The organism is Streptomyces sp. NBC_00569 (assembly GCF_036345255.1).
GTDB lineage: Bacteria > Actinomycetota > Actinomycetes > Streptomycetales > Streptomycetaceae > Streptomyces.
This window is the reverse complement of sequence record NZ_CP107783.1, coordinates 6,478,599-6,505,090: the sequence shown is the minus strand read 5'-3', so window position 1 is coordinate 6,505,090 and position 26,492 is coordinate 6,478,599. Positions and strand designations below refer to the sequence as shown.

General features: G+C 71.0%; 20 protein-coding genes and 1 pseudogene. 11 read left to right on the top strand and 10 right to left on the bottom strand.

All coding sequences use genetic code 11. The annotated features are described in order from the left end of the window. The first annotated feature begins 83 nt into the window (after positions 1-83). Entirely contained in the window at positions 84-1,232 is a 1,149-nt protein-coding gene (locus tag OHO83_RS29265; RefSeq protein WP_266670516.1) for an acyltransferase family protein, read from the top strand. A gap of 82 nt (positions 1,233-1,314) precedes the next feature. Here OHO83_RS29265 and OHO83_RS29260 read toward each other — a convergent pair whose 3' ends face one another. From OHO83_RS29260 to OHO83_RS29250, 3 genes and pseudogenes are all read right to left on the bottom strand, one after another. Beyond that, positions 1,315-1,758: an HD domain-containing protein gene (locus tag OHO83_RS29260; RefSeq protein WP_266670518.1), complete on the bottom strand. Its 444-nt coding sequence runs from the start codon at positions 1,756-1,758 to the stop codon at positions 1,315-1,317. Next, positions 1,752-4,252, bottom strand: a pseudogene (locus OHO83_RS29255) (ABC transporter permease). The gene OHO83_RS29260 and the pseudogene OHO83_RS29255 overlap by 7 nt, the downstream one beginning before the upstream one ends. After that, the gene (locus OHO83_RS29250; protein WP_330280807.1) at positions 4,252-5,043 is read right to left on the bottom strand and encodes an ABC transporter ATP-binding protein; all 792 of its coding nucleotides are present in this window, start codon (positions 5,041-5,043) and stop codon (positions 4,252-4,254) included. The pseudogene OHO83_RS29255 and the gene OHO83_RS29250 overlap by 1 nt, the downstream one beginning before the upstream one ends. 238 nt (positions 5,044-5,281) lie before the next feature. Here OHO83_RS29250 and OHO83_RS29245 point away from each other — a divergent pair, with 238 nt between their 5' ends. Then, complete coding sequence (locus OHO83_RS29245) at positions 5,282-6,463, top strand: cation:proton antiporter (protein ID WP_266670520.1); 1,182 nt, start codon at positions 5,282-5,284, stop codon at positions 6,461-6,463. A gap of 221 nt (positions 6,464-6,684) precedes the next feature. Here OHO83_RS29245 and OHO83_RS29240 read toward each other — a convergent pair whose 3' ends face one another. After that, entirely contained in the window at positions 6,685-7,833 is a 1,149-nt protein-coding gene (locus OHO83_RS29240; RefSeq protein WP_266670522.1) for a PP2C family protein-serine/threonine phosphatase, read from the bottom strand. A 137-nt stretch (positions 7,834-7,970) separates the two neighbouring features. On the opposite strand from OHO83_RS29240, the gene OHO83_RS29235 reads away from it, so the two are divergent. After that, complete coding sequence (locus OHO83_RS29235) at positions 7,971-9,200, top strand: GNAT family N-acetyltransferase (RefSeq protein ID WP_330279964.1); 1,230 nt, start codon at positions 7,971-7,973, stop codon at positions 9,198-9,200. Between the two features lie 22 nt (positions 9,201-9,222). Here the strand turns inward: OHO83_RS29235 and OHO83_RS29230 are convergent, their stop codons facing one another. Continuing rightward, a complete protein-coding gene (locus tag OHO83_RS29230) occupies positions 9,223-10,035 on the bottom strand; it encodes an Fpg/Nei family DNA glycosylase (RefSeq protein WP_330279963.1) in 813 nt (270 codons plus the stop codon). A 135-nt stretch (positions 10,036-10,170) separates the two neighbouring features. Continuing rightward, positions 10,171-10,656, bottom strand: a complete 486-nt coding sequence (locus tag OHO83_RS29225; RefSeq protein ID WP_266670528.1) for a ribose-5-phosphate isomerase — start codon at positions 10,654-10,656, stop codon at positions 10,171-10,173. 174 nt (positions 10,657-10,830) lie between these two features. Here OHO83_RS29225 and OHO83_RS29220 point away from each other — a divergent pair, with 174 nt between their 5' ends. Then, a complete protein-coding gene (locus OHO83_RS29220) occupies positions 10,831-12,294 on the top strand; it encodes an amino acid permease (protein WP_266670530.1) in 1,464 nt (487 codons plus the stop codon). A gap of 78 nt (positions 12,295-12,372) precedes the next feature. Then, positions 12,373-13,713 (top strand): FAD-binding oxidoreductase, encoded by a 1,341-nt coding sequence (locus OHO83_RS29215; protein WP_330279962.1) that lies wholly within the window; start codon positions 12,373-12,375, stop codon positions 13,711-13,713. A 16-nt stretch (positions 13,714-13,729) separates the two neighbouring features. Here OHO83_RS29215 and OHO83_RS29210 read toward each other — a convergent pair whose 3' ends face one another. Beyond that, complete coding sequence (locus OHO83_RS29210; RefSeq protein WP_266670534.1) at positions 13,730-14,308, bottom strand: biotin transporter BioY; 579 nt, start codon at positions 14,306-14,308, stop codon at positions 13,730-13,732. A 265-nt stretch (positions 14,309-14,573) separates the two neighbouring features. Here OHO83_RS29210 and OHO83_RS29205 point away from each other — a divergent pair, with 265 nt between their 5' ends. The 4 genes from OHO83_RS29205 to OHO83_RS29190 all read left to right on the top strand — a co-directional run bounded on the left by OHO83_RS29205 (position 14,574) and on the right by OHO83_RS29190 (position 18,624). Further along, the gene (locus OHO83_RS29205) at positions 14,574-15,962 is read left to right on the top strand and encodes an amino acid permease (protein WP_330279961.1); all 1,389 of its coding nucleotides are present in this window, start codon (positions 14,574-14,576) and stop codon (positions 15,960-15,962) included. 115 nt (positions 15,963-16,077) lie between these two features. Beyond that, positions 16,078-17,502 (top strand): amino acid permease, encoded by a 1,425-nt coding sequence (locus OHO83_RS29200; RefSeq protein WP_330279960.1) that lies wholly within the window; start codon positions 16,078-16,080, stop codon positions 17,500-17,502. Between the two features lie 138 nt (positions 17,503-17,640). Beyond that, positions 17,641-18,282: a superoxide dismutase gene (locus tag OHO83_RS29195; protein WP_266670540.1), complete on the top strand. Its 642-nt coding sequence runs from the start codon at positions 17,641-17,643 to the stop codon at positions 18,280-18,282. Between the two features lie 132 nt (positions 18,283-18,414). Continuing rightward, complete coding sequence (locus OHO83_RS29190; protein WP_266670542.1) at positions 18,415-18,624, top strand: hypothetical protein; 210 nt, start codon at positions 18,415-18,417, stop codon at positions 18,622-18,624. Here OHO83_RS29190 and OHO83_RS29185 read toward each other — a convergent pair. Continuing rightward, positions 18,621-19,253 (bottom strand): mycothiol-dependent nitroreductase Rv2466c family protein, encoded by a 633-nt coding sequence (locus OHO83_RS29185; protein ID WP_330279959.1) that lies wholly within the window; start codon positions 19,251-19,253, stop codon positions 18,621-18,623. The genes OHO83_RS29190 and OHO83_RS29185 overlap by 4 nt on opposite strands. Positions 19,254-19,406: 153 nt before the next feature. Between OHO83_RS29185 and pepN the strand changes: the two genes are divergently transcribed. Both pepN and OHO83_RS29175 read left to right on the top strand, forming a co-directional pair. Continuing rightward, on the top strand, positions 19,407-21,989 hold the full coding sequence (gene pepN / locus OHO83_RS29180; RefSeq protein ID WP_330279958.1) for an aminopeptidase N: 2,583 nt from the start codon (positions 19,407-19,409) through the stop codon (positions 21,987-21,989). A gap of 188 nt (positions 21,990-22,177) precedes the next feature. Continuing rightward, positions 22,178-23,269 (top strand): hypothetical protein, encoded by a 1,092-nt coding sequence (locus tag OHO83_RS29175; protein WP_330279957.1) that lies wholly within the window; start codon positions 22,178-22,180, stop codon positions 23,267-23,269. Positions 23,270-23,290: 21 nt separating this feature from the next. On the opposite strand, the gene OHO83_RS29170 is transcribed toward OHO83_RS29175, so the two are convergent. Both OHO83_RS29170 and OHO83_RS29165 read right to left on the bottom strand, forming a co-directional pair. After that, positions 23,291-24,460: a serine hydrolase domain-containing protein gene (locus tag OHO83_RS29170; RefSeq protein ID WP_266670550.1), complete on the bottom strand. Its 1,170-nt coding sequence runs from the start codon at positions 24,458-24,460 to the stop codon at positions 23,291-23,293. A 157-nt stretch (positions 24,461-24,617) separates the two neighbouring features. Further along, a complete protein-coding gene (locus OHO83_RS29165) occupies positions 24,618-26,432 on the bottom strand; it encodes a TIGR03767 family metallophosphoesterase (RefSeq protein WP_266670552.1) in 1,815 nt (604 codons plus the stop codon). Positions 26,433-26,492: the final 60 nt, after the last annotated feature.

Sequence of the window (26,492 nt, the reverse complement as noted above, 5' to 3'; positions counted from 1 at the left end):
CCGAATCGGGGGCACACGCGCGGTAAGGAGGATTTGACGTGAGGGTTTTACGAAATACCGCGGGCGCCGCTAAGGTGCCTCAGATGTTCCGCGCTGCCCCCACCCGAGCCCCGCTCCCTGCGGCACAGACGGCCCCCGCCCATCAGCCACCGAATACGGCAGCCGCTCCCCCCACACCGGCCGCCAAGCCCGCGAAACAGCGGGACGCGTTCTTCGACAACGCCAAGTACCTGGCCATCGTGCTGGTCGCGATGGGCCACTCCTGGGAACCGCTGACGGATCACAGCCGCGTCGCCGAGGCGCTCTACATGACCGTCTACACGTTCCACATGCCGGCGTTCATCGTGATCTCCGGTTACTTCTCCCGCAGCTTCGACATGCGGCCCGACCGGCTCCGGCGCCTCATCACCGGGGTCGCGGTGCCGTACGTGATCTTCGAGGTCGCGTACACCTTCTTCAAGCGCTGGGCGGACAACGATCCGACCCAGCCGTTCAGCCTGCTCGACCCCTGGTATCTGACCTGGTTCCTGGTCGCCCTGTTCGTGTGGCGGCTCACCACCCCGCTGTGGAAGATCGTCCGCTGGCCGGTGCCGCTCGCCGTCGCCATCGCCGTACTCGCCTCCGTCTCCCCCGACATCGGCGACGACCTCGATCTCCAGCGCGTACTGCAGTTCCTCCCCTTCTTCGTGGTCGGCCTGTTCCTGAAGCCCGAGCACTTCCAGCTGGTGCGCCGGCGTGAGGTGCGGATCCTGTCCGTGCCGATCTTCGCGGCGGCCCTGGTGCTGGCCTACTGGGCCGCTCCGCGGATGACGTCGGCGTGGTTCTACCACCGCGACAGCGCGCAGGAGCTGGGCGCGCCGTGGTGGGCCGGTGCCGTGATGACGTTCGCGCTCTTCGGCTGCTCGGTCGTCCTCACCGCGTGCTTCTTCGCCTGGGTGCCGCGGCGGAAGATGTGGTTCACCGTGCTGGGCGCGGGGACGCTGTACGGCTACCTGCTGCACGGCTTCATCGCGAAGGGCTCGCGGTTCTGGGGCTGGTTCGACGACTACGCCTGGCTGCACAAGCCGCTGGGCGAGGTGTTCGTGACGGTCGTCGCGGCCTCCCTGATCACGGTCCTGTGCACTCCCCCGGTCCAGCGGATGTTCCGGTTCGCGATGGAGCCGAAGATGGAGTGGGCGTTCAAGAAGGACGCGGCCGAGGTGGCGCGGGATCGTGGGCGGGTCCGCGCCTGAGGGTGCCGTCGCCGGTTGCCGGGCGGGGGCGTGTCGGGCTTGTCGCCCGGGTCCCCGCCCCCGCCGTGCGGGGACGGCTCGCCTACGGCTCGTTGATGCCCAGTAGCGATCTCATCCCCGCGTACTTGCTTGTCAGGCGCTCCCTCGTCGCTGTGTCCAGGGCCGCCAGACGGGCGGGGTCCGCGTTGTGGGCCAGGTCCGACTCCTTCACCAGCAGCGCGCCCGGAGTGGCCAGAATTCGTTGCGCGTAGGCCTCTTGAGGCTCTCCGGAGCGCTTGGTGAGGGCGAGGACGACGGCCTTCGTGCGGTCCGTGAGGTCCGCCGCGGCCAGCCACTGCGGTGAGAGCGCGTCGTCCTCGATCGCGTCGTGCAGCCAGGCCGCCGCGATCTGCTCGTCGTCGCCGCCCCGGGCGCGTACACCTTCGGCGACCGCCTCCAGGTGTTCCGCGTAGGGGCGTCCGGCCTTGTCCGTCTGGGTGGCGTGGGCCCTGCGTGCCAGGGCCTCCACCTCGGCGAGGGTCAGCATGCGGCCGACCCTACGGGCCTGCGCAGGGCCGCCCGGGCCGGGAGCGCGGTGGCGGCCGGGCCGAGGACCAGGACGGACCCGGCGAAGGAGCCGTACACGAGCGGCGGGATGTACGGGGACCGCCCTGTCAGGCCGTTCATCATCGGCACCAGGGTGGCGACGGCGATGCCCGTGCCGAGCCCGATGCCTGCGAGGGCGACCAGGAGCGTCTCCCAGCGGATCATGCGCATGACCTGGCGGTGGGTGGAGCCGATCAGCCGGAGCGTGCCGAGTTCGCGGCGCCGGTCGAGGACCGTCATGACGAGGGTGTTGACGGCGGCGACGGCGGCAAATCCGCCCAGGACCGCGGCCATGACCGTGTTCGCCCAGGCGTTGAGCTCACGGTCGAGGGACCGGGCCGTGGTGTGGTCGCCGCGGTCCAGGACCGTCCCGAGCGGGGCCAGGGAGTGCGGTGTGCCGCCCTTCGTCCACAGCTCCGTGCCGAAGGACGCGGTGACGTGGCCGGCCAGGTCGGCCCCGGGCAGCGTCACCTGGGAGAGCCCGAGGCCCCTGCCGTAGGTCGCCGCGACCTCGGGGGCCGTTTTGGTGCCGTCGGGCAGGCGGATCTCCAGTCGGTCGCCGACGGAGACATGGGCGGTCCTGGCGAGGTTGGCGTCGAGGGCGATCTGTCCGGGGTGCAGAGTGAGGGCGCCGTCCTGTACGTCGAGGTTCTGGACGTGGGCGAGGTCGCGTGCCGTGCCGGTGACGCCCTGGGCGGACGCCGGCTCCAGCCGGCGGTCACCGCCGGATCCGGCCGGGACGAGGACGGACGTCTTGAGGAGGCCGACGGCCGAGGTCACGCCGGAGGTCTGTGCCGCCTGCCGTACGGCGTCGGGGGCGAGGCCCGCGTCCCCGGTGACGATGTGGTCGGCGGTGATGCCGGCCTTCTGCTGGTCGCTCGCGACCCGGTCCTCACTCGTGTGCATGAAGACGAGGACCGAGGAGAACGCCATGGCGAGGACGATCGGCGTGATCGCCGAGGCCAGACGGCGCGCGTTCGTACGGGAGTTGGCCGCGGCGAGGTTCGCGGAGGCGCCCGCCGTGCGCAGCGGAAGCCCGAACAGGGCGGCGCAGGCGCGGGCCACGAGAGGGCCGAGCAGGGCGACCGCGAGCATGAACAGCATGACGACGCCGAGCGCCGCGTTGGCCGCGTCCTCGCCGGTGGCGGAGGCGGCGAGCCCGGCGCAGACGGCGCCGCCGACGGCCGCCGCGACACCCAGCGGCGTGCGGATCCAGCCCACCCGCAACCGCTCGGTGGACGCCTCGGACAGGGCCTGGCCGGGCTTCATGCGCGAGGGGCGGCGGGCCGCCGTGTAACCGGCGGCGAGCGCGGTGAGCAGGGCGGTGCCGACGGCGGCGAGCAGCGGGATGTACGAGACCGAGAGGTCGACGGGCGGCGGGATCGCGCCCTTCTCCTTGAGCCGGCCGAACCACCAGCGGGCGAGCGCGATGCCGGGCAGGCAGCCGGCGGCGCCCGCGAGCGGGGCGACGAGGAGGGTCTCGGTGGCGATGGAGCGGCGGATCTGGCGGGGCGTCGTGCCGATGGCGCGCAGCAGGGCGAACTCGCGGGCGCGCTGGCCGACGGAGAGGGCGACGGTGCCGGCGGCGGTGAACGCGGCGACGGTGGCGGCGATCCCGCCGAAGGATCCGCCGAGTCCGGTGAGGAGTTCCCTGGCCTCGGCGAGCGAGCCGTCCTCGGCGGCGCCTCGGTCGTCGCCGGTGTGGACGTCCGCCCTGGCGCCGAGCGCGTGGGCGACCTGGGCCTTGAGGGTTCCGTCGGCGACTCCGGACTTGGGGAGTACGGCGATGGCGTCGATGCGGCCGGGCTGTCCCGAGACGCGTACGGCTTCGGAGTCGGCGAGCCAGGCGGTGGGGTGCGGCTGTGTGGCGGTGGTCCCGGAGACGCGGTAGGCGCGGGTGCCCTCCGGGGTGGTGAGGGTGACGTGGTCGCCGACGGAGGCGGCCGTGCCGGCGAGGACGGCTTCGCCGGGGTGCGGGGCGCGGCCCGCGGTGAGCTTCTCGCCGGTGAATGCGGTGGAGCCCCAGTTGTGGGCGGTGAGCGGATTCCTGTCCCGCTGCACGGGGAAGGTCAGGTCGGCGACGGCGGTGCGCGCGCCGGGGGCCGAAGCGGCCTTCGCCACCAGGGAGTTGTCGAGGAGGGCGCGGTCGGGCACCTGGACGGATTCGTCCTCGCGGTCCTCGCCGGAGCCGGTGCCGAAGTGGGCGCGCTGGTCGGCGGCGGCGCCTACGGGGCGCCCGAGATGGGGGTCCCCCCTGCTCGGGCGAAGCCGAGAGCTTGGGGGAGCTCGGGCGGGACACTGGCGCGTACGCCGGTCTCCAGGAGGATGCCGCAGGCCGAGACGATCATCGCGGCCATCATCAGGGCGACGAAGGTGCCGGCGAAGGCCGCGGGCTTGAAGCGGACGGCGGCGCGGGCGAGGCCGTTGGGGACCATCAGGCGGCCACTCCCGCGGAGGCGGGGGCCGCCAGGGTCGCCATGCGGGCGGCGATCGTCCGCGCGGACGCGCCCTGCAGCTGGTCGACGAACCGGCCGTCGGCGAGGAACAGGACGCGGTCGGCGTAGGCCGCGGCGGCCGGGTCGTGCGTGACCATGACGACGGTGGCGCCCATGCCGTCGACGGCCGTGCGCAGAAGTCCCAGGATGTCGGCGGCCGTTGTCGTGTCGAGGGCCCCGGTGGGCTCGTCGGCGAAGACGACGTCGGGGCGGGTGATCAGGGCGCGGGCGATGGCGACGCGCTGCTGCTGGCCGCCGGAGAGCTGGCCCGGACGCCGCTTGCCCTTGTCGCCGAGGCCGACCTGGGCGAGGACCTCGGCGGCGCGGCGCCGGTCGGGGCGGTGTCCCGCGAGGCGCATGGGCAGGACGACGTTCTGCTCGACGGTGAGCGAGGGCAGCAGGTTGAAGGCCTGGAAGACGAAGCCGAGGCGGGTGCGGCGCAGGGCGGTGAGCCTGTTCTCGCTCATGCCGGTGATGAGGGTGCCGCCGAGGTGGACGGTGCCGTCGGTGGGGCGGTCCAGGCCGGCCGCGCACTGGAGGAACGTGGACTTGCCGGAGCCGGAGGGGCCCATGACGGCGGTGAAGCTGCCGCGGGGCAGGGCGAGGTCGATGCCGCGCAGGGCGTGCACCGCGCCGCCGCCGCGGCCGTACTGACGGCGGACTCCGCGCAGTTCGACGGCCCACCTGTCGTCCCGCGGTGCCTCGTCGTGCCGCTTCTTGCGCAGGCCCATGGTCGCCCTCTCGTACATGCCGGATTCGATGTCTCGAACGTACGGATTAGGGGGCCTTCCCGACCATGAGGACCGCTGGCGAAACGGGGGTGGGGAGAACCCCACCCCGCGCCCCGAAAATGGTTTGGTAAGCTAACTATTGACGCGTTCTTGACCATCTCTTGACCTGAGCCATCCCTTTGACCGAGCCAAGAACGGAAGGAACGGACCCATCGGACATGCAGACACCCTGATAGCCATGGGCGGCGCCTTTCTCGCCGCCGCCGTCCTCGCCCGCCTCGGCGGACGCATCGGACTTCCCACCATCCCCCTGTTCATCCTGGCCGGGATCCTCCTCGGCCCCCACACGCCCGGCATCGTGCTGGTCGCCGACCCGCACGACCTGGAGATGCTCTCCGCGCTCGGCCTGGTCCTGCTGCTCTTCTACCTGGGCCTCGAGTTCCATCTGGACGACCTCAGGACCGGCGGCCGGAAGATGGCCGTCGCCGGGGGCACGTACCTCGCGCTGAACGTCGGCGCGGGCCTCGGCTTCGGATTCGCCCTCGGCTGGGGCACCTCCGAGGCTCTGGTCCTCGCCGGGGTCCTCGGCATCTCCTCGTCGGCGATCGTCACGAAGGTGCTGGTCGACACCGGCCGCCTCGGCAACCCGGAGACCAGGCCGATCCTCGGGATCATCGTCGTCGAGGACATCTTCCTGGCCCTCTACCTGGCCGCGCTCCAGCCGATCCTGTCCGGCGCGGACAGCCTGGCGTCGGCGGTCATGGACGGTGGCAAGGCCTTCGGCTTCCTTCTGCTGCTCGCGCTCGCGGCGCGCTTCGGCACCCGCATCGTGGGCCATCTCTTCAACACCAAGGACGACGAGCTCCTCGTCATCTCCTTCCTCGGCGCGGCCGTGTTCGTCGCCGGGGTCTCCGAGTGGTTCGGGGTCGCGGACGCGATCGGCGCGTTCATGGTCGGCCTCATGCTCGGCTCCACCACCTCGGGCGAGCGCATCCGCAAGCTCGTGCACCCCCTGCGGGACGCGTTCGGCGCGATCTTCTTCTTCGCGTTCGGCCTCTCCATCGACCCGGGCGACCTGCCGACGGTGCTGTGGCCGGTGCTGGCCGCTGTCGCGGTGACACTGGTGATGAACGTGCTCGCGGGACTCGGCGCGGCGCGCGTGTACGGGTTCGGGCCCGGCCCCGCCGCGAACATCTCCACGACGCTGCTCGCCCGGGGCGAGTTCGCCCTGATCCTCGCCACGATGGCCGCGGGCGCGGGCCTGGACGAGCGGCTGTCGCCGTTCATCGCGGGCTATGTGCTCCTGCTCGCGGTCCTCGGCCCGCTGGCGGCGGGCCGCTCGGAATGGCTCGCGCGTCGCCTTCCAGGGGGGCGGGGGAACGGGGCGCCCCTCGAGGAACGGGTGGGCGCCGGGGTGTGACGGATGCGCGCCGTGGGGGCGAGCTCTCGTTGCCGGGTGCGCGTCTTCTGTGGCTGGTCGCGCAGTTCCCCGCGCCCCTGAGATGCGCACTTCGTGCGCCCGTCTCAGAGGTGCTTGACGAGGCTGCGGCGAAGCCGCATGCCTTCAGGGGCGCGGGGAGCCGCGCGACCGGCGACGACGTACGCCGCACCCGGCCAGGGATCCGCACCCCGGCGGAGCCGTCACGTGTCCCTGCAGATCAGCAGCAGCGCGCGGTCGTCGTTGACGTCCTTGGCCACCGCCTCGATCAGGTGCCAGGCCGCGCCGTGGAACCCGCCCGACACATAGCGGTCCGCTTCCCCGGTGAGGCGGTCGATGCCCTCGGTGATGTCGCGGTCGGACGTCTCCACCAGGCCGTCCGTGAAGAGCATCAGGACGTCGCCGGGGCGCAGGGAGCCCTTGGTGGAGTCGAACTGCGCGCCGTCGTAGACGCCGAGGAGCGGGCCCTCAGCGGCCTTCTCCTCCCAGCGTCCGCTGCCCGCGCTGAGCTGGAGGCCCGGCGGGTGCCCCGCCGAGAAGAGTTCGTAGTCGCCCGACTCCAGGTCGAGGACGAGGTGGATGGACGTGGCGAAGCCCTCGTCCCAGTCCTGGCGGAGCAGATAGCCGTTGGCGGCCGGCAGGAAGGCGTGCGGCGGCAGGGAGCCGAGGAGTCCGCCGAAGGCTCCGGACAGGAGCAGCGCCCTCGATCCCGCGTCCATGCCCTTGCCCGACACGTCGGTGAGGACCACCTCCAGCGTGCGGCCGCCGTTCGTGCGGGCCGCGACGACGAAGTCGCCGGAGAAGGACTGGCCTCCGGCGGGGCGCAGCGCCATCTCGCGGTGCCAGCTCTTGGGCAGCTGCGGCAACTTGCTCTGTACGCGGATGCGTTCACGCAGGTCGAACAGCATCGTGCCGCCGCGCCGCCACGGCACGCCGACCCGGCTGCGGAACTGGGCTATGAGCAGGCCGAAGAAACCGCAGGCGGCCACGACCAGGACGGTGCCGGGGGTGACCCGGGCGGCGCCCTCCGAGTACGGGCCGAGTCTGACCGACTCCACGATGAGCGCCGCGGCGGCCGCCGCGTACAGGCCGAGGAGGCTGGCCGGGCGCAGCAGCAGTCCGCCCGCCACGATGGGCAGGACGAGCGCCGTCGGGGAGCACCAGACCGAGTTGAGGAGGGTGCCGCAGGCGATGACCGGGACCATGAGGAGCAGGCCCACCATCGCGACCCAGTCGGAACCGTCGCCGCGGAAGTAGTCGACACCCGATCTGCGCATGCCGATGCGAGCCCGGTGCAGTCTCATCTTCATCCGGGCCGGAAACGTCTCGGCTTGCGCGCGTCGTCCTGCCATTGCTCGTGGACCTTATCCATCGGGCCAGCTGCTTCGCACGGGAGGTCCCACTTGTCCGTCTTCCAGGCAGCTCCGGCGCCTTCCCGGGGCGGGGAAAATCTCTCGCTTCGTCCACGGTGTCCTGGTAGGGATGGCTCATGACGATGGACGTACGGGTGCTGCGCCGGGAGAACTGGCACGAGTGGTACGCGAAGCTGGAGCTGGCCTTCGGAGGAGTTCCCGAAGCGCCCGAGGAACGCGCGCTGTGGGACGACCTCACCGAGTTCGACCGGTCCATCGGCGTGTGGGACGGCGACCGGTGCGTGGGGACGGCGGGGGCGTTCACGTTCCGGGTGACGGTGCCGGGCGGGGCCCAGGTCCCGGCGGCGGGCGTCACGATGGTGTCCGTCGCGGCGACCGACCGGCGGCGCGGGGTCCTGACGTCGATGATGCGGCGCCAGCTCGACGACGTACGGTCCTGGGGCGAGCCGCTCGCCGTGCTCACCGCGTCCGAGCCCGCGATCTACGGCCGCTTCGGGTACGGGATCGCGACGCGGCAGGCGAGCGTGGAGATCGACTCGACGCGGGTGCGGATCAACGCCCCGGCGGGCACGGACGACGTTCGGCTGCGGTTCGCCGACGTCGCCGAGGCGGCCGCCGCGTGCGAGGCCGTGTACGTGCGGACGATCGGCACCCGGCCCGGCATGCTCGCCCGCAGGCCCGGCTGGGAGCGGCTGCCGCTGCTCGACCCTCCGTCGGAGCGCGAGGGCGCGTCGCCGATGCAGTGCGTGCTGGCCGAGCGGGACGGCGAGACGGTCGGCTACGTCCGGTTCCACAACAAGCCCGAGTGGGACGCGGCCGGTCCCAAGGGCCGGATCACGCTGCGGCACATCGACGCGCTCGACCCGGCGGCGTACGCGGCGCTGTGGCGCTTCCTCCTGGACATCGACCTGACGTCGACCGTCCAGGCACGCAACCGGCCGGTCGACGACCCGCTGTTCTCCCTCGTCAGTGACATCCGGCGGTGCCAGGTGCGGCTGCGGGACTCGATGCACGTACGGCTCGTGGACCTCGGGGCCGCGCTGGAGGCCCGCACATATCAGGCGCCGGTCGACGTCGTCCTGGACGTGACGGACGAGTTCTGTCCGTGGAACGCGGGGCGGTGGCGGCTGACCGGGGACGCGAAGGGGGCGTCCTGCAAGCGCACCGACGACGACGCCGATCTCGCCCTGTCCGTACGGGAGTTGGCCACGGTCTACCTCGGTGACACGTCGCTCTCGGCGCTGGCGGCGGCCGGCCGGGTGCCGGAACTGCGTCCCGGCGCGGTCGACGAGGCGGCGCTCGCGTTCGGGTCGACCGTGGCGCCCTGGCTGCCGCACGGGTTCTGACGCGGCGGGTGTCGGGTGCGGGTCAGCGGGGCGGCTGGCACCTCGGGCACCAGAAGAGGTTGCGGGCCGCGAGGGACGCCGTGCGGATCTCCGTGCCGCACAGATGGCAGGGCATCGTGGCCCGCCGGTAGACGTACACCTCGCCGCCGTGGTCGTCGACGCGCGGCGGGCGGCCCATCGCCTCGGGGGTGTGCTCCGGGCGGACGGTGTCGATGCGGTTGTGCCGGACGCCCTCGCGCATCAGCGCCACCAGGTCCGTCCAGATCGCCGTCCACTCGTCGGACGTGAGGTCCTTGCCCGGGGTGTACGGGTCGATGCCGTGCCGGAAGAGGACCTCGGCGCGGTAGACGTTGCCGACGCCCCCGATGATCTTCTGGTCCATGAGCAGCGCGGCGACGGTGGTGCGGCTGCGGGAGATACGGCGCCAGGCGCGGTCCGGGTCGTCGCCGTTCCTGAGCGGGTCGGGGCCGAGACGGTCGTGTATCGCCTGCTTCTCGGCGCCCGTGATCAGGGCGCAGGTCGTGGGGCCGCGCAGGTCGGAGTAGTGCGTGTCGCTCAGCAGCCGCAGGCGGACCGTGTCCGTGGGCGGCGGGGCGGGAGTCGTTCCAAGGGCGTACTTGCCGAAGAGGCCCAGGTGGATGTGGATCCAGCCGGTTTCCGCGAAGCCCAGGAAGAGGTGCTTGCCGTGGGCGTCCACCCCGTCGAGGACCAGGCCGTCCAGGAGGGCGGAGCTGTCGGAGAACTTGCCCTGCGGGCTGCGGACGCTCACCGGCCGGCCGGCGAAGCGCTCCAGGTGGTCCTGGGCCAGGCGGTGGATGGTGTGGCCCTCTGGCACGGGTCTCTGTCTCCTGGGGTTGGTGGGGGCGGGCCGGGGGATTCTCTCCCCCGGCCCACCCCTTCCCGAAAGTCCTGGGGCTCCGCCCCAGACCCCGCTCCTCGAACGCCGGAGGGGCTGGATCGAGGGGCTGAGTCAGTCCTGCGGGTGGTGGGCCGGGATCGGGGGGAGGTCGCCCGTCTCCTCGTAGCGCGACAGCATCTCGATGCGGCGCGTGTGACGCTCCTCGCCCGAGTACGGGGTGGAGAGGAAGATCTCGACGAACTTCGTCGCCTCTTCCTGCGTGTGCATGCGGCCGCCGATGGAGACCACGTTCGCGTCGTTGTGCTCACGGCCCAGCGCGGCGGTCTGCTCGCTCCAGGCGAGGGCCGCACGGACGCCCTTCACCTTGTTCGCGGCGATCTGCTCGCCGTTGCCGGAGCCGCCGATCACGATGCCGAGGGCGTCCGGGTCCGCCGCCGTGCGCTCCGCGGCGCGGAGGCAGAACGGAGGGTAGTCGTCCTGGGCGTCATAGATGTGGGGCCCGCAGTCGACGGGCTCGTGGCCGTGGGCCTTGAGCCATTCGACGAGGTGGTTCTTGAGTTCGTAGCCGGCATGATCCGAGCCGAGGTACACGCGCATGGGTCCGAGTGTGGCACGTCCCACCCGGGCACGGCGCGGTCGGGTCGTTGTCGCCGTTCGTTTACGCGCAAACGTCTCGGAGGCGAAAATCACGATACGGAGTCAGGTCTTCCGTCCGGTACGTCCCTGGGTTTGAATGCGTGGGCTCGTGACCCGAGACTTAAGGATTCGTCCATGACCTCGCAACCCTCCCTTGCGAAGGCCGACCAGGCGCCCCACAATCCTGGAGATTCACAGCCTGACGACGGCCAGACCGGTAACAACGGTCCCGACGGGCTGAAGGCCGGACTCAAGAACCGGCACCTGTCGATGATCGCCATTGGCGGTGTGATCGGTGCCGGCCTCTTCGTCGGCTCCGGTTCGGGCATCGCCAAGGCCGGACCCGCCATCCTCATCTCGTACGCCCTCGTCGGCACGATGGTCGTCCTGGTGATGCGGATGCTGGGCGAGATGGCTGCCGCACGGCCGTCGTCCGGCTCCTTCTCCGCCTACGCCGACCGTGCGCTCGGCCGCTGGGCGGGCTTCTCCATCGGCTGGCTGTACTGGTTCTTCTGGGTCGTCGTCCTCGCGGTCGAGGCCACCGCCGGTGCCGTGATCCTCAACGGCTGGGTGCCGGCCGTGCCGCAGTGGGGCTGGGCCCTGATCGTGATGGTGGTCCTGACCGCCACGAACCTGGCCTCGGTCTCCTCCTACGGCGAATTCGAGTTCTGGTTCGCGGGCATCAAGGTCGTCGCGATCGGCGGGTTCGTGATCATCGGTCTGCTCGCCGTGTTCGGCGTGCTGCCGGGCTCGGACAATCCGGGTGCCGGATTCGCACACCTGACGGACGCGGGCGGGTTCATGCCCAACGGCGCCGGGTCGATCCTCACCGGCGTCCTCATGGTCGTCTTCTCCTTCATGGGCAGCGAGATCGTCACGCTGGCCGCCGGCGAGTCCGAGGACCCGCAGCGTGCCGTCACCAAGGCCACGAACAGCGTGATCTGGCGCATCGGCGTCTTCTACCTCGGTTCGATCTTCATCGTCCTGACGCTGCTGCCGTGGAACGACAAGTCGATCACCAAGGACGGCTCGTACGTCGCGGCCCTGAACTCGATCGGCATCCCCCACGCCGGTCAGGTCATGAACGTCATCGTGCTGACGGCCGTGCTGTCGTGTCTGAACTCCGGGCTCTACACCGCCTCCCGCATGGCGTTCTCGCTCGGTCAGCGCGGTGACGCGCCCAAGGCGTTCGCCAGGACGAGCAAGCGCGGTGTGCCGCAGGCCGCAATCCTCGGGTCGGTCGTCTTCGGCTTCGTCGCCGTCTGGTTCAACTACCAGTGGCCGGACACCGTCTTCAACTTCCTGCTGAACTCCTCCGGCGCCGTCGCCCTCTTCGTCTGGCTCGTCATCTGCTTCACACAGCTGAAGATGCGCGGCATCATCCTGCGCGAGCAGCCCGAGAAGCTCGTCGTGAAGATGTGGCTCTTCCCGTATCTGACATGGGTCACGATCGCGATGATCTCGTTCGTGCTCGTCTACATGCTCACCGACGACGCGGGCCGCGAGCAGGTCGTCCTGTCGCTGCTCGTGGCGGCCGTGGTGGTCGCTATCGCGCTGGTGCGCGAGCAGGTGCAGAAGCGGAAGAAGGTCTCCGCCTGACCCGTCCGGGTATTCCCGGAAAGGTCTCGGTACAAAAGCTGACGGCGGGTGTCAGGTAATGCGGGCAGAGTCTGCCGCATGAATTCCGACGACATCCGTACACAGCAGCTCGTCCTGCGGCCCGGCGACGCCGGGTACGACGAGGAACTGGCCGGCTTCCAGACCGGTTTCGCCCAGCGGCCCGACGTCATCTTCGCGGCAACCTCCGCCGGTGACGTCGAGGCCGCTGTCGCGTACGCGGCCGGTGCCGGCCTGCCCGTCGGCGTGCAGGCCACCGGGCACGGGCTGCCCGAGGACTCCGAGGGCGGGGTGCTGATCTCCACGCGGCGCATGGACGGGGTCGTGGTGGACGCGGCGGCGCGCACGGCGCGGGTCTTTGCGGGGACGCGCTGGCGGCAGGTCGTCGAGGCGGCCGCTCCCCACGGCCTCGCCCCGCTGAACGGCTCGGCGCCGGGCGTGGGCGCGGTCTCGTACACGCTGGGCGGCGGACTCGGCATCCTGGCGCGGGAGTTCGGTTACGCGGCCGATCACGTCCGGTCGCTCGACGTCGTCACGGCGGACGCACACCTGCGTACGGTCTCCGCCGACGCCGAGCCGGAGCTCTTCCGCGGCCTGCTCGGCGGCGGCGCGAATCTGGGCGTCGTCACGGGTCTGGAGATCGCTCTGGTGCCGGTCGCCCGGCTGTACGGGGGCTCGCTCGCCTTCGACGGCGCGAAGGCCGACGCGGGGGCCGTGCTGCGGGCGTACACGGACTGGGCGCGGACCGTGCCGGACGCGCTGACGTCGTCCCTCTCCGCCCTCGTGTACCCGGACATCCCCGCGCTCCCGCCGCACCTGCGCGGCCGGTACGTGATCTCCGTGCGGGTCGCCTTCACCGGGAGCGCGGACGAGGGCGAGCGGCTCGTGGCGCCCCTGCGGGCTGCGCTCGGACCGGCTCTGTCGGACAGCCTGCGCGAGATGCCGTACACCGAGAGCCACACCATCCACAGCGACCCGGACTTCCCGCACGCCTACTACGGGGACAGCGCGGTGCTGCGGGAGCCGGCCGTGGAGGGCGTGTCCGAACTCCTCGCGCTGTGCGGGCCGGACGCCTCCTCCATGCACGTCGTGCAGGTCAACCACCTGGGCGGGGCCCTGTCGAGGCCCGCCGAGAACTGCGTGCCGTACCGGGAGGCACAGTGGCTGGTGCGGATCCTGTCGCCGCTGGACGGGACGGACCGCGAGGCCGTCCGCGCTCATCACGCCCTCGCGTTCAAGCGGGTCGAGGAGCAGCGGATGGGCCGGTCCCTGAACTTCGCGTTCGGCGGCGGCGACCGCACGGAGGGGCTGTACGACGCACAGACGCGGAAGAGGCTCGCCGATGTGAAGGCCGCGTACGACCCGGCGAACCTCTTCCGGAGGAACTACAACGTGCGCTGAGCGCCCGTGGCGAGAACTACTTGTCGGCGAACTTCCAGGCGGTGGGCAGCACGCCCATCGCCAGGGCCGCCTTCACGGCGTCGCCGATGAGGAACGGGGTGAGGCCCGCGGCGACCGCCTGCGTGAGGGTCATGCCGGTGGCGGCGGCGAGGTAGGGCACGCCGACCGCGTAGATGATCGCGGAGCCGAGGACCATGGTGCCCGCGGTGCGCAGGACCGAACGGTCGCCGCCGCGGCGGGCGAGCGCACCCACCACGGTGGAGGCGAGCAGCATGCCGACGACGTAGCCGAAGGAGGCGCCGCCCGCACCGGAGGTGCCCTGCGCGAACCACGGCATGCCGGCCATGCCGACGAGCGCGTACACGGCGAGCGAGAGGAAGCCGCGGCGGGCGCCGAGCGCGGTGCCGACGAGGAGCGCGGCGAAGGTCTGCCCGGTGACCGGGACCGGGGAGCCCGGCACGGGCACGGCGATCTGGGCCGCGATGCCGGTGAGGGCCGCGCCGCCGAGCACGAGCGCGATGTCGCGGGTGCGCGAGGCGGGCAGCAGGTCGGCCAGGACCTTGCCGGGGCGGGTGGAGACGGCAGCCGTACTCATCGGGACTCCGCGGGGGTGAGGGCAGGTTGGGACACCGTGACGCTATCCCAGGGGCCGATCCCCGATCACGGTCACTGCTCGACAAAGGGTGACGGCGCGTGTTGGTGGGCTCTTCACAAAGGGCGTTACTCATGCGCGACTTGGCGTGATGCTCGTCACTGAGGCCAGAGCCGAATCGGCCCGTTTTGCGCCCGGGGTCGGCCGCCGGGGAGACTGTAGGTTCCTGCCAAACCCACGCGAGCCCCGAAAGCAGTCTGAACCTCCCATGCACGACCACCTCCCGTCCGAACCCGAACCGCTCGGAGGCGGACTCAAGCAGCGGCATCTGACGATGCTGGGCCTCGGTGGTGTCATCGGGGCGGGGCTGTTCGTCGGCTCGGGCGCCGGTATCGCGGTCGCGGGGCCCGGCATCGTCGTCTCGTATCTGATCGCGGGCACGCTCGCGATGTGCGTGATGCGGATGCTGGGCGAGATGTCCGCCGCGATGCCGGCGTCGGGTTCGTTCTCCGTGCACGCGGAGCGGGCGCTCGGCCGCTGGGCCGGGTTCAGCGTCGGCTGGCTCTACTGGTTCCTGCTCGTCGTCGTCCTCGCCGTGGAGGCGACGGGCGCGGCGCAGATCGCGAACGGCTGGGCGCCGGGCGTGCCTCAGTGGGCGTGGGTGCTGGTGTTCATGCTGGTCTTCACCGGGGCGAACCTGGCGGCCGTGAAGAACTTCGGCGAGTTCGAGTTCTGGTTCGCCGCTCTGAAGGTGTTCGCGATCGTCGCGTTCCTGATCCTCGGCACGCTCGCGGTCTTCGGGCTGCTGCCGGCTGCGTCTGATTCCTTTGGGGACCCGGTCGGCTTCACCAACCTCACCGGGCAGGGCGGCTTCCTGCCGCACGGCTGGCAGGGCGTCATCTCCGGTGTGCTCGCCGTCGTGTTCGCGTTCGGCGGCCTGGAGGTCGTGACGATCGCGGCCGCCGAGTCCGACGACCCGGTGCGCGCGGTCTCGCGGGCGGTGCGCAGCGCGGTCTTCCGCATCCTCTTCTTCTACATCGGCTCGATGCTGGTCATCGTGACGGTTTTGCCGTGGACGGCACAGAAGGCGGGCATCAGCCCGTACGTCACGGTCCTCGACTCGATCGGGGTGCCGTCCGCGGGCCAGATCATGAACATCGTGGTGTTCGTGGCGCTCCTCTCGGCGCTCAACGCGAACCTCTACGGCTCGTCGCGCATGGTGTTCTCGCTGGCCGAGCGCGGTGAGGCGCCCCGCGCGCTGCTGAAGGTGAGCGGCGGGGGCGTGCCGCGCCGGGCGGTGCTCGCGTCGGTCGCGTTCGGCTTCGTCTCGGTGCTGCTCAATCTGGAGTGGCCGGAGTCCGTCTTCCTCTACATGCTCAACTCGGTCGGCGCGGTGCTGCTGTTCGTGTGGGCGCTGATCGCGGCGTCGCAGCTGCGGCTGCGGCGGCTCGTGGAACGGGAGGCGCCCGAGCGGCTCATGCTGCGGATGTGGGGCTTCCCCTGGCTGACGTGGGTGACGCTCGCCGCGATGGCGGCCGTCATCGGGCTGATGCTGACCGACGACGCGGCCCGTCCGCAGCTGTTGTGGTCGACCGGCGCGACCGTGCTCGTCGTGGCCGTCGCGGGGGTGCGGGAACTGCGCGCGCGGCGTGCCTGAACCTTCACGATGTGTGAGCGTCGTGTCCGTATACCGGTCAGCTGTTCCCTGTAGGCGGTGCCGCTGCTCAGACTGTGGGCCTTTCCCCGTCTCAGCTAATGAACAGGGCACATCCATGTCTCGGACGTCCGCGCAGTCGCCGGTCGACGCGCAGCCGATCGATCAGTCGCCGGCCGAGCCGCCGCTGTCGCGCGGTCTCAAGCAGCGCCATCTCTCCATGATCGCGCTCGGCGGTGTGATCGGTGCCGGCCTCTTCGTGGGCTCCGGAACCGCCATCGCGGCCGCCGGACCGTCGATCATCCTCGCCTACGCGATCTCGGGCGCACTCGTGATGCTCGTGATGCGCATGCTCGGCGAGATGGCCGCCGCGTACCCCGCCTCCGGCTCGTTCTCCGTGCACGCGGAGCGGGGCATCGGCCCGTGGGCCGGGTTCACGGCAGGCTGGTCGTTCTGGTTCCTGCTCTGTGTGGCCGTGGGCCTGGAGGGCATCGGCGCGGCGGGCATCGTGCACGGGTGGCTGCCCGGCGTGCCCGAGTGGGCGCTGGTCGCGCTGTTCATGCTGCTGTTCACCGGCACGAACCTCGCGGCCGTGAAGAACTTCGGCGAGTTCGAGTTCTGGTTCGCGACGCTCAAGGTCGGCGCGATCGTGCTCTTCCTCGTCATCGGCGTGCTGGCGATCCTCGGTGTCCTGCCCGACGTCTCCGCGCCCGGTATGGACAACCTGACGGGCCACGGCGGCTTCATGCCCAACGGCACGGAGGGGCTGATCGTCGGCCTGCTCGCCTCGGTCTTCGCGTACGGCGGTCTGGAGACCGTCACCATCGCCGCGGCGGAGTCCGAGCACCCGGTGCAGGGTGTCGCGAAGGCGGTCCGTACGGCGATGTGGCGCATCGCGCTCTTCTACGTCGGCTCGATGGCCGTCGTCGTGGTCCTGCTGCCGTGGACGGCGAAGGAGATCCCGACCAAGGGCCCGTACGTCGCCACGCTCGACCACCTGGGCATCCCCGGTGCCGGCCAGATCATGAACGTGGTCGTCCTCATCGCCCTGCTGTCGGCCATGAACGCCAACATCTACGGGGCCTCCCGCATGGCGAGCTCGCTCGTCGCCCGTGGCATGGGCCCGAAGGTGATCGGCAAGGTCACCGGCGGTGTGCCGCGCGTCGCGGTCCTGGTCTCCGCCGTCTTCGGCTTCGTCTGCGTCCTGCTGAGCTACTGGCGCCCGGACGACGTCTTCGCCTGGCTGCTCAACACCATCGGCGCGATCATCCTCGTCGTCTGGTTCTTCATCGCCGTCTCGCAGCTGGTCCTGCGCCGCAAGCTGGAGCGCGAGGCCCCGGAGAAGCTCGTCGTGAAGATGTGGGCGTACCCGTACCTCACGGTCCTGGCCCTCATCGCGATGGTCGCGGTCTTCGTCCTGATGGCCCGTGAGCACGACACGCGCGTGCAGCTGTACTACACGGGCGGCCTGACCGTCGTGCTCGCGATCGTCGGCTACGTACGCCAGAAGGCGGCTCAGTCGCGGGCGACGGCCGACGCGTAGCTCTCCCCCGCTCACCGAAGGACCCCCGGGCCAAGTGGCCCGGGGGTCCTTCGCGTTGCGCCACACACTCCTGCTGCTAGCCTGCATTTGCACATTACTTGCAATAAGCTCTGCAGTACGCAGCCGGAGGGCTCGGTCATGGCCATTTACACGCTTCCTGAACTTCCGTACGACTACGCGGCGCTCGAACCGGTCATCAACCCGCAGATCATCGAGCTCCACCACGACAAGCACCACGCGGCGTACGTGAAGGGGGCGAACGACACCCTGGAGCAGTTGGAGGAGGCCCGCGACAAGGAGTCGTGGGGCGCCATCAACGGCCTGGAGAAGAACCTCGCGTTCCACCTCTCGGGCCACATCCTGCACAGCATCTACTGGCACAACATGTCCGGCGACGGCGGCGGCGAACCGCTGGCCGCGGACGGCGTGGGCGACCTCGCGGACGCCGTCACCGCCTCCTTCGGCTCCTTCGCCGGGTTCAAGGCCCAGCTGACCAAGGCCGCCGCGACGACGCAGGGCTCCGGCTGGGGTGTCCTCGCGTACGAGCCGGTGAGCGGGCGCCTCGTCGTCGAGCAGATCTACGACCACCAGGGCAACGTCGGCCAGGGCTCGGTCCCGATCCTGGTCTTCGACGCGTGGGAGCACGCGTTCTACCTCCAGTACAAGAACCAGAAGGTCGACTTCATCGAGGCCATGTGGCGCGTCGTCAACTGGCAGGACGTCGCCAAGCGGTACGCGGCCGCGAAGGACCGGGCGTTCAACCTGCTGGTCGCCCCCTGAGCCCCTGAGGCGTCCCGCCTCGTGATCGTCTTCTCAACCATCGCGACGGCGGGCGGAAAGACGGAAGACCCCCGCGAGGACATGACTCGCGGGGGTCTTCCGGTTTACGGGCTTCCGGGCCACCGTGGGTCCATGACGGACCCCTCCAAGCGCTGCCGCAACTGCGACGACGCGCTTCAGCTCTTCCGCCGGCTCAAGCCCGAGGAGCTCAAGTACGTCACCACCTGGGCCAAGAAGGGCGAGGCGAACAACTACCGGCGCTGCGCCAACGGCTCGTGCCGGCGCGTGCAGCACCACTTCCGGCACTGGGACGGCCGCACCCTCCCCGAGACGTTCGCCTAGTCGAAGACCGGCCCCTGCGTCCGCGTGCGCTTGATCTCGTAGAAGCCGGGGACCGAGGCGACCAGGAGCGTGCCGTCCCAGAGCTTCGCGGCCTCCTCGCCCTTGGGGGCCGGGGTGACGACGGGGCCGAAGAACGCGATCTGCTCGCCGTCCGCGCCGGGTACGGCTATGACGGGCGTGCCGACGTCCTGGCCGACCTTGTCGATGCCCTCCTTGTGGGAGGCGCGCAGCTCGGCCTCGTACTTCGTGCCGTCCCAGTGGTCGAGGAGGGAGGCGGGCAGGCCGACCTCGTCGAGGGCGGCGGCGACCGCTTCCTTCGTGGGGCCCTCGCCGCCGTTGTGGATACGCTTGCCGAGCGCGGTGTAGAGGTCTCCGAGCACCTCGGCGCCGTGCTCCTCCTGCGCGGCGATGACGACGCGGACCGGGCCCCAGGCCTTCGTCTCCAGAAGCTCGCGGTACTCGTCGGGCAGGTCGTCGAGCCTGTCCTCGTTCAGGACGGCGAGGCTCATCAGATGCCAGCTGACCTTGATGTCGCGGACCTTCTCCACTTCGAGGACCCACCGTGAGGTCATCCAGGCCCAGGGGCACAGGGGGTCGAACCAGAAGTCGACGGGGGTCTTCTCGGACATGGTTCTCCTCATGTATTCCGTGGCGTTGACTCTCCTCGCCAACGTCCCGCACCGGCGTCCCATTCCCGGCTGTCCGCGGTCAGGGGCACATGGCAGGATCGGTCCTGTTCGCACCACAAGTGCAGCCAGTCGAGTCACAAGGGAGTGCCGCCCGTGCCCGGAGAGAATCTTTCCCGCGACGAGGCCCGCGAGCGGGCGGGCCTGCTGTCCGTCGACGGGTACGAGGTCCAGCTCGATCTGCGGTCCGCGGTCGGCGAGACCGAGGGCGAGGGGCCCCGGACGTTCCGCTCGGTGACCACGATCCGGTTCCGGGCCACCGAGCCCGGCGCCGCCACCTTCGTGGACCTGATCGCTCCGTCGGTGAACGCGGTGACGCTGAACGGCGAGGACCTCGACACGGCGGCCGTCTTCGACGGGACGCGGATCGCGCTCGACGGCCTGGCCGCGGAGAACGAGCTGGTGGTCGACGCCCAGTGCGCCTACAGCCGCACCGGCGAGGGCATGCACCGCTTCGTCGACCCCGAGGACGGCGAGGTCTATCTCTACACGCAGTACGAGCCCGCCGACTCGCGGCGTGTCTACGCCAACTTCGAGCAGCCCGACCTCAAGGCGCCCTACCGCTTCGGCGTGCAGGCGCCCGACGGCTGGACGGTCTGGTCGAACGGGGTGGGTGAACTCGTCGACGGCGTATGGAAGTTCGCCGAGACGAAGCCGATCTCGACGTACATCACGGCGATCGTCGCCGGCCCGTACCACTATGTGACGGACTCCTACGAGCGCGTCTTCGAGGACGGCACGAAGCTGGAGATCCCGCTCGGCGCGATGTGCCGCAAGGGGCTCGCGAAGCACTTCGACGCCGACGACGTGTTCCTGGTGACGAAGCAGGGGCTCGACTTCTTCCACGACCACTTCGACTACCCGTACCCCTTCGGGAAGTACGACCAGGCGTTCGTGCCGGAGTACAACCTCGGCGCGATGGAGAACCCGGGCTGTGTCACGTTCCGCGAGGAGTTCATCTTCCGCGGCAAGGTGACGCAGGCGTCGTACGAGCGGCGCGCGAACGTCATCCTGCACGAGATGGCGCACATGTGGTTCGGCGACCTCGTGACCATGCAGTGGTGGGACGACCTGTGGCTCAAGGAGTCCTTCGCGGACTTCATGGGGACGTTCTCGATGGTCGAGGCGACGCGCTTCACCAACGGCTGGATCACCTTCGCCAACAACCGCAAGGCGTGGGCGTACCGCGCCGACCAGCTGCCCTCCACGCACCCGGTCACGGCCGACATCCGCGACCTGGAGGACGCCAAGCTCAACTTCGACGGGATCACGTACGCGAAGGGCGCGAGCGTCCTGAAGCAGCTCGTCGCCTACGCGGGGCGCGAGGCGTTCCTCGAAGGGGCCCGGCGCTACTTCAAGCGGAACGCGTACGGCAACACGCAGCTGGGCGATCTGCTGTCCGTCCTGGAGGAGACCAGCGGGCGCGACATGGCCACGTGGTCGCGGGCGTGGCTCCAGACGGCGGGCGTCAACTCCCTCACCCCGCAGCTGACGTCGAGCGCCGACGGGCGCATCACCGAGCTGGCCGTCGTCCAGGAGGCCGCCGATTCCCACCCCACGCTGCGGCCGCACCGCGTCGCCGTGGGCCTCTACCGGCGCGACGGCGCGGGCGGGGCGCTCGCGCGGTACGCGCGCGCCGAGATCGACGTGGACGGGCCGCGAACCGTGGTGGACGAGCTGGCCGGCGCCGAGGCGCCCGAGCTGGTCCTCGTCAACGACGACGACCTCACGTACTGCAAGATCCGCTTCGACGAGAACTCGCTGGCCACCCTCCGCGAGCACCTCGGCGACATCACGGACCCGCTGGCGCGCGCCCTGTGCTGGTCGGCTCTGTGGAGCCTGACGCGGGACGGGCTCATGCCCGCGCGCGACTTCATCGGCCTCGTGCTGCGGTTCGCCGGGCGCGAGAGCGACATCGGCGTCCTGCAGATGCTGCACACCTGGGCGAACTCGGCGGTCACGCACTACGCGTCGCCCGAGTGGCGCGCGGAGGGCAGCAGGCAGCTCGCCGAGGGCGCGCTGCGTGAGCTGCGGTTCGCCGAGCCGGCCAGCCAGAACCAGCTGACGTGGGCGCGGTTCTTCGCCTCCGTCGCCTCCGCCGAGGACGACCTCGGGCTGCTGCGCGGCCTGCTCGAAGGCACCGCGAAGATCGACGGGCTCGATGTCGACCAGGAGCTGCGCTGGTCGTTCGTGAACGCGCTCGCCTCCACGGGCGAGGCAGACGAGTCGGTGATCAACGCGGAGCTGGCGCGTGACGACACCGCGTCCGGCAAGCGGCACCAGGTGCGCTGTCTGGCGGCGCGCCCGTCCGCAGCGGTGAAGGCGCAGGCCTGGGCACAGGTCGTCGAGTCGGACGCGCTGTCGAACGCGCTGGTCGAGGCGACGATCGCCGGCTTCCAGCAGCCGGCGCAGCGCGAGCTGACCGCGCCGTACGCGGAGCGGTACTTCGCGGCGATCGAGCGTGTCTGGCAGGAGCGGTCCATCCAGATCGGCATGGACGTGGTGAAGGGCCTGTTCCCCTCGCTCCAGGACTCGCAGGGCACGCTCGACGCGACCGACGCGTGGCTGGCGGCGCACGAGGACTCGGCGCCCGCGCTGCGCCGTCTCGTCCTCGAGGCGCGTGACGACCTGGCCCGCGCCCTGCGCGCGCAGGCGTGCGACGCGGCGGCCGGGATGTAACCCGGAAGGCACAACAGGGCTTCTACGGCCGGGAGTTACCGAATGCGGGTACTTCCGGCCGTAACCCCTCGCCCGGCCTGCCCTTCTCGGCAGTCGAACGCCCGTACTTTAGGGCAGGCTTGTCCCTTTTTGTCGACGAGCGTGTAACAGCGGTTAGGGGCCCGGCCGGCGCCGGGAATGGCCATGCCATGAACCACAACACCCCGCTGTCCCCCCGCCCCCTCCAGCACCTCGACGACTGCCGGCAGCGCGTCCTGAGCGCCGCCCAGCTCAAGGCGCACGGGGTCAACTCCGCGGCCCTGAACGAGCAGTGCCGGCCGGGCGGCCCGTGGCAGCAGCTGCTGCCCGGCGTGTACCTGCTCCACCCCGGCCTGCCCACCACCGACGAGCGACTGCACGCCGTCCTCCTGTACGCGGGCCGCCCCCACACCCGTACCGCTGTCGCCGTGCCCACGCAGACCACCCCCGACGAGCCGCACCCCCCTCAGGCCGCGCCCCAGGTCCCGTACGCCAACGCGATGGTCACCGGTCTCGCCGCACTGGCCCTGCACCGTTTCGTGTCCGTTCCGCCGCTGCTCTCCCTCGACCGGATCGACGTCATGGTGCCGCGCACACGGCGGCTGCGCTCGACGGGTCTCGCCCGGCTCGTGCGCAGTCACGGCATGCCCGCGCCGCAGCGGATCGCGGGGGTGCCGGTGGCGCCGGTGCCGCGCGCCCTCGCGGACGCCGTCGCCCAGCTCGACGACGCGGCCGCGGTGCGGCGCCTGCTCACCGAGGCCGTCCGCGGCGGCCACTGCGAACCCGCCGCCGTGGTGCGGGAGTTGAACCAGGCCAGGCTTCTCACCCGCCCGCACGTCATCGACGCCGTGGACTCGCTGCTCGCCGAGGGGCGCGCCATCGCCGAGGACCGGCTGTACGAGATGGTGCGCGAGTACGGTCTGCCCGACCCGCTGTGGAACGTGGATCTGCGCCTGCCCGGCGGGCCGCACCTCGGCGGCGTCGACGCGTACTGGCCCGACCAGGCCGTCGCCGTGGAGCTGGACACGCGGACACCCCGGCACGGGCTGCGTCCGGAGCTCCAGGAGGAGAGCGACAGCCTGGAGTGGTCCGAGTACGCCCGCAAGCGCGAGCACCTGGAGCGCCTGGGGATCACCGTCGTCCACATCACGCCGCGCAAGCTGCGCGAGTCCCTCGAACAGCAGGCGACGGTCGTGCGGACCGCCCTGATGGCGTCCCTGGACCGGGAACCGGCGGCGTACGTGATGGTCCTCCCCCACTGAGCACCGCCGGCCCCCGGTCACTCACCTACGCGTCCCTTCGGGCTGCTTCGGGCAGAACTCGGCCTCGATGACCGCCTGACTGTCACCCGTCCAGTCGCCGTTGAAGTTGAACGAGAGGGTGTGGCGGCCGTCGGGCGTGGTCACGGAGTCCGTGTTGGAACCGTGGATGCCGCCGCTGTGGCCCCAGAGCTCCTTGCCGCAGCTGAGCTTCTGCCGCATGAGGGCGAGACCGTAACCGAGACCCGGCTCGTCCTTCGAGACGGGGACGGTCTTCTTCATCTCGGCGAGCTGTGCGGCGGGCAGCAGCCGGCCGCGCAGGAGCGCCGAGTAGAAGCGGTTCAGGTCCGCCGAGTCGGAGACCATCTCGCCGGCCGACGAGGCGATGGTCGGGTTGAGCTCGGTGACGTCGTACGTCTTCTTGTCCGGGTCGTCGGGGAACTTGGTGTAGGCGCGGCCCGCCGGGCGCGGCACGGTGACGGCGGTGCCGGGCAGGCTGGTGGCGCGTAGGTGGAGGGGCTCGATGATGCGGTGGCGGATCTCGTCGGCGTAGGAGTGCCCGGTGACCTTCTTCACGACCATGCCGGCCAGCACGTAGTTGGTGTTGGAGTAGTTCCAGGACGTGCCGGGCGCGAAGTCGGGCTTGTGGGCCATGGCGACCGACACGAGCCTGCCGGGGGCCCAGGTGTCGTAGCGGTGCTTCAGGAAGCCGTCGCGACCGAAGACGGTCTGCTGGAAGTCCTTGTCCGCCGTGTAGTCGTAGATCCCGCTGGTGTGGTTGAGGAGCTGGCGGACGGTGATCTTCCGGCCGTCGTGGCCGTGTCCGGTGACGACGCCGGGCAGCCAGTGGTCGACCCTGTCGTCCAGGCTCAGCCTGCCCTCGGCCTCCAGCTGGAGGAGGACGGTCGCGACGAACGTCTTGGTGATGCTGCCGACGCGATAGCGGTCCCGGTCGCCGCGCGGGGTGTTCGTCCGCAGGTCCCCGAGGCCCGAAGTGCCCCTCCAGGTGCCGTACTTGTCCGTCGCCTGCCCCGTCACCCCGGGCACGCCCGCCGCGACTGCGGCGTCCATGGCCTGCTGCGTCGCCCGGTGTCCGTCCTTGGCCGGCGCGTCGGCGAGCGCGGGGGTCGCGAGCGCCCCCGCCGTCACCGACACGACTGCGGCCACACCCACCAGGCCGGTACGCACTGACATCCCGTGTCTCCTTCGCCGATGTTCGACAGCTGTGTGCTGCGGTCGACCTGGGTGACTCAGGGGGCACGGGAAGGGGTTGAGGGCCATGATCGGGTTGAGCGGGATCAAGCCGTTCTCAGGCCTCGCGTCTCAGGATCCGCGTCTCGGGCCCCGCGCCTCAGGCCTTGCGCAGGACGAGTTCCGTGTTGCGGTCGCCGGGGGTGCCGGAGAGGGTGGCGCGGGATCCGGGGGCGTTGAAGGAGAGTTCGCGGTAGAGGGCCGCGAGGCCGGTCTGGGTGAGGTCGGTGAAGTCGGTGCGGTGCGGGGCCGCGGACTCGATGAGCGTGGTGAACAGGGAGACCGTGCCGTCGTGGTTGTCGGTGATCTCGATGACGCGGGCCAGCTGCGGGAAGTCGACGTGGGACGCGGTCGAGATCTCCCAGAAGGAGCGGCCTTCGGGGCCCGCGTGCGGGGTGATGTCGTTCTTGTGACTGTGGCCGTTGACCCAGGCCAGGACATTGCTGTGGCGTCCGAGGAGCGCGAGGAGCTCGTCGCCTCCGTGCCGGGCCTCACCGGGGTGGTGCGGGTCCTGGCGGAGGTTGCGCATGGTCTTGCTGGTGTGGTGGCTGAAGACGAGGACGTGGGAGTCCCCGTTCTTCTCGTTGTCCTTGAGTGTGCGCTCCAGCCAGTTGAGCTGGGCTGTGCCGATGGAGCCCTCGTAGTGGCCGCCGGGGTCCGTCGTGTCGAGGCTGATGCCGAGGATGTCGTCCGCGACGCGGAAGGCGTAGTACTGGGTGCCGGCGTCGACGTTGGCCTGCGTGTAGCCGTGGCCGTGCGGGCCCGGGCCCGTGTGCGCGGGATCGAGGTGGGCCTTGAGGTACTCGGCCGGGGTGAAGGGGGCGCGGGACTCGTCCGGGGTGACCGAACGCATGTGGCGGGCCTGGGACTTGAGGAGGTCCTTGAAGGCCTGTCCCTCGGGGTCGCCGCCCTTCTTGACGTTGTCCCAGATCGCCTTGCCCGCGGAGTCCGGCAGCTCCATCAGTTTCCGCCCGCCCACCGCGAAGTCGGCGAAGAAGGAGTCGCCGGGCGCGTAGCAGCCGCCGGGCAGCGCGTCGTGGTTGCCGACGGTCGAGTACCAGGGCAGGTTGAGCCCCGGGCTGCGCAGCTCAGCGATCGCGGCGTCCAGGAAGCCGTGGATGCGGGGGAAGCCGAGCTGCTTGTCGGCGTCGCGCAGGGCGGTGTCCGGGTGCCAGTACAGCTTGAGACCGCTGTCCTGCACGCCTTCGTAACGGCGCGGGTCGCCGGTGTTCGGGGTGATGCGCCCGCCGCTCATCGCCTTCAGGAACCAGTCCAGCTCCGACTTGGCGTTGTTGTCGGTGTTGTCGCCGGTCGTCATCACGAAGTGCAGGGGCGACGCGGTGACGGGCGCCCCGCGCAGCGCGTTGACCCGCTCCACGAGGGAGACCGCCCCGGCGACCGAGAGGGACTCCTGGGGACGCCAGGCGCTGGCGGTCTGGGAACGCAGGTACTCGTAGCGCAGCGGGTGCTGTACGTCGACCAGGTGCAGGTCGGTGAACTGGACGAACGCGGCGAGCGCGGTGCGCCGGCCCTCGCGCCCCGACTTGGCGGACGCGAGGTCGCCGCGGACGACGCGCTGCCAGGCGGGGCCGTCGCCGAGGCGCCGGTAGCCCGCGCCGGCGGGGGCGGCGGCGACGGATCCGAGGGTGGTGCCGCGCGTGTAGGGCGCGAGCGGGGCGGCGGGGGCCCGGCGGGAGACGGCGGCCGGGACCGGTCCCGGCGCGGGAGGCGCCGCCGCGGGCCCCGCGGCGGCGCTGCTCGTGCCGGGGCCGAGTGCGTAGCCGATCCCGGCCGTCAGGGAGACGGCTCCGGACGCGGCGAGGAAGGTGCGGCGGTCGAGCGCCGAGGCGATGGAGGCGGCCCTGGCGGCGGTGGCGGATGCAGCGGTGTCGGCGACAGAGCGTATGCGCGGCATGGCGCGGTCTCCCCGAGTGCGATCGCGTCGGCAGTGGTCGCGGGGCGCTCGCCGTGGCAG

Bases quoted from the DNA above. Each gene is read 5' to 3' on its own strand.
- OHO83_RS29220 (WP_266670530.1), top strand. From the start codon at position 10,831: ATGACCTCGCAACCCTCCCTTGCGAAGGCCGACCAGGCGCCCCACAAT.
- OHO83_RS29225 (WP_266670528.1), bottom strand. From the start codon at position 10,656: ATGCGCGTGTACCTCGGCTCGGATCATGCCGGCTACGAACTCAAGAAC.
- OHO83_RS29175 (WP_330279957.1), top strand. From the start codon at position 22,178: ATGAACCACAACACCCCGCTGTCCCCCCGCCCCCTCCAGCACCTCGAC.
- OHO83_RS29170 (WP_266670550.1), bottom strand. From the start codon at position 24,460: ATGTCAGTGCGTACCGGCCTGGTGGGTGTGGCCGCAGTCGTGTCGGTG.
- OHO83_RS29250 (WP_330280807.1), bottom strand. From the start codon at position 5,043: ATGGGCCTGCGCAAGAAGCGGCACGACGAGGCACCGCGGGACGACAGG.
- OHO83_RS29215 (WP_330279962.1), top strand. From the start codon at position 12,373: ATGAATTCCGACGACATCCGTACACAGCAGCTCGTCCTGCGGCCCGGC.
- OHO83_RS29165 (WP_266670552.1), bottom strand. From the start codon at position 26,432: ATGCCGCGCATACGCTCTGTCGCCGACACCGCTGCATCCGCCACCGCC.
- OHO83_RS29265 (WP_266670516.1), top strand. From the start codon at position 84: ATGTTCCGCGCTGCCCCCACCCGAGCCCCGCTCCCTGCGGCACAGACG.
- OHO83_RS29195 (WP_266670540.1), top strand. From the start codon at position 17,641: ATGGCCATTTACACGCTTCCTGAACTTCCGTACGACTACGCGGCGCTC.
- OHO83_RS29240 (WP_266670522.1), bottom strand. From the start codon at position 7,833: ATGGCAGGACGACGCGCGCAAGCCGAGACGTTTCCGGCCCGGATGAAG.
- OHO83_RS29210 (WP_266670534.1), bottom strand. From the start codon at position 14,308: ATGAGTACGGCTGCCGTCTCCACCCGCCCCGGCAAGGTCCTGGCCGAC.
- OHO83_RS29205 (WP_330279961.1), top strand. From the start codon at position 14,574: ATGCACGACCACCTCCCGTCCGAACCCGAACCGCTCGGAGGCGGACTC.
- OHO83_RS29190 (WP_266670542.1), top strand. From the start codon at position 18,415: ATGACGGACCCCTCCAAGCGCTGCCGCAACTGCGACGACGCGCTTCAG.
- OHO83_RS29245 (WP_266670520.1), top strand. From the start codon at position 5,282: ATGGGCGGCGCCTTTCTCGCCGCCGCCGTCCTCGCCCGCCTCGGCGGA.
- OHO83_RS29185 (WP_330279959.1), bottom strand. From the start codon at position 19,253: ATGTCCGAGAAGACCCCCGTCGACTTCTGGTTCGACCCCCTGTGCCCC.
- OHO83_RS29235 (WP_330279964.1), top strand. From the start codon at position 7,971: ATGACGATGGACGTACGGGTGCTGCGCCGGGAGAACTGGCACGAGTGG.
- OHO83_RS29200 (WP_330279960.1), top strand. From the start codon at position 16,078: ATGTCTCGGACGTCCGCGCAGTCGCCGGTCGACGCGCAGCCGATCGAT.
- OHO83_RS29260 (WP_266670518.1), bottom strand. From the start codon at position 1,758: ATGCTGACCCTCGCCGAGGTGGAGGCCCTGGCACGCAGGGCCCACGCC.